Raw genomic sequence first — 1,930 nt, forward strand, 5'->3', positions numbered from 1 at the left:
GCCTGCTCGTACGCCTCCGCCGTCACGTTGGCGTGCGCGGCCAGCTCGGCCGGCGGTGCGAACCGCCGTTCTTCCTTGAGCAGGTTGGCCAGGCTTTCGTTACTCAATTTCTTGTTCCTCATGGTCTGTTGCGGAAGATGAAACGATGGAGGCATCGGCAAGGACACCGAAGGGGCGGTGGGCGGGCTCAGTTCGCGCCAATGCCCGTCAGGGAGCGGATCTCCAGCTCCGCGTGCTTATCTGCGCCGTGCTCCTCGGGCCGGGACAGCACTGTGCCGAGCCACCCGAGCAGGAAGCCGAGCGGAATGGAGATCAGTCCCGGGTTCTCCAGCGGGAAGAGATGGAAGTCCGCGCTCGGGAACATGGACGTCGGCTTGCCCGAGACCACCGGGGAGAAGATCACCAGCAGCAGGGAGGAAGCCAGGCCGCCGTAGATGCCGGACAGCGCGCCCTTGGTGTTGAACCGCTTCCAGAAGAGGCTGTAGACGATGGTCGGCACATTGGCGGATGCCGCGATCGCAAAGGCCAGCGCCACCAGTGCCGCCGTGTTGAGCTTGTCCGCAAGCATGCTCAAGGCCACCGCGACAGCTCCGATCGCCACCGCCGACCAGCGGGCCACCCGCACTTCCTGCTTCTCACTGGCCCGGCCCTTGCGGATGACATGGGCGTACAGGTCATGTGCGAAGGAGGCCGAGGAGGCCAGCGTCAGGCCGGCCACCACCGCGAGGATGGTCGCGAAGGCGACCGCCGAGATGACGGCGAGCAGCAGTGCTCCGGTACTGGTCCCCGGGCCGCCGCCCAGTTCTTCGGCGAGCATCAGCGCCGCGGTCGTACCGGCCGGGTTGGACGTCTTGATCGCTTCCGGTCCGATCAGCGCCGCCGCGCCGAAACCGAGCGCGATGGTCATGAGGTAGAAGATGCCGATGATCGCGATGGCCCAGTTCACCGAGGTTCGCGCGGCTCGTGCGGTGGGAACGGTGTAGAAGCGGACCAGGATGTGGGGCAGGCCGGCCGTGCCCAGGACGAGGGCGAGGCCGAGGCTGATGAAGTCGAGCCGGGTGAGTGAGCTGATGCCGTACTTCAGTCCCGGATCGAGGAAGGCGTCGCCCTTGCCACTGGCGTCGGCCGCTGAGCCGAGAAGTGAGGAGAGGTTCCAGCCGAAGCGGTTCATCACCATTACGGTCAGCAGCAGCGCTCCGGCCATGAGCAGGCCGGCCTTGATGATCTGCACCCACGTGGTGCCCTTCATCCCGCCGACGGTGACGTAGAGGATCATCAGTGCGCCGACGCCGAGAATGATCCACTTCTTGGCGCCGTCGCCGGACACTCCGAGCAGCAGTGCGACCAGCGAGCCCGCGCCGACCATCTGGGCCAGCAGGTACACGATGGAGACGACGATGGTGGAGATACCGGCGGCCGTACGGACCGGACGCTGCCGCAGTCGGAACGCGAGGATGTCCGCCATGGTGAACCGGCCGCTGTTGCGCAGCGGTTCGGCGACGAGCAGCAGGGCCACGAGCCAGGCGACCAGGAATCCGACCGAGTAGAGGAAGCCGTCGTAGCCGAAGAGAGCGATGGATCCGGTGATGCCGAGGAAGGATGCCGCGGACATGTAGTCGCCGGAGATGGCGAGACCGTTCTGGAAGCCGCTGAACGACCGTCCTCCGGCGTAGAAGTCGGTGGCGTTCCTGTTGTTTCTGCCGACCCAGACGGTGATGCCCAGGGTGACGGCGACGAAGAGCAGGAACAACGCGATGATCATCGTGCGGTTCTGCGAGGTGCTGGACGCGGCGAGTGTGCCGGTCCCGAGGAGCGCAGTGCCGTTCACACCTCACCTCGCGCGGGGGCGAGAGGGTCGATGGCCGGCTGGGCGGCGAAGCGCAAAGAATCGGCGATCGGGTCGAGCCGGGTCTTCGCGTAACGGGTGTAG

1 protein-coding gene is annotated in these 1,930 nt (G+C 66.3%); it reads right to left on the reverse strand.

Going from position 1 to position 1,930, the window contains the following annotated elements; translation table 11 throughout:
* Positions 1–187 precede the first annotated feature (187 nt).
* Positions 188–1,762 (reverse strand): cation acetate symporter, encoded by a 1,575-nt coding sequence (locus ACI2LP_RS34350; RefSeq protein WP_404728458.1) that lies wholly within the window; start codon positions 1,760–1,762, stop codon positions 188–190.
* Positions 1,763–1,930: the final 168 nt, after the last annotated feature.

It is taken from the genome of Streptomyces sp. NPDC019890, assembly GCF_044903445.1.
Taxonomy (GTDB): domain Bacteria; phylum Actinomycetota; class Actinomycetes; order Streptomycetales; family Streptomycetaceae; genus Streptomyces.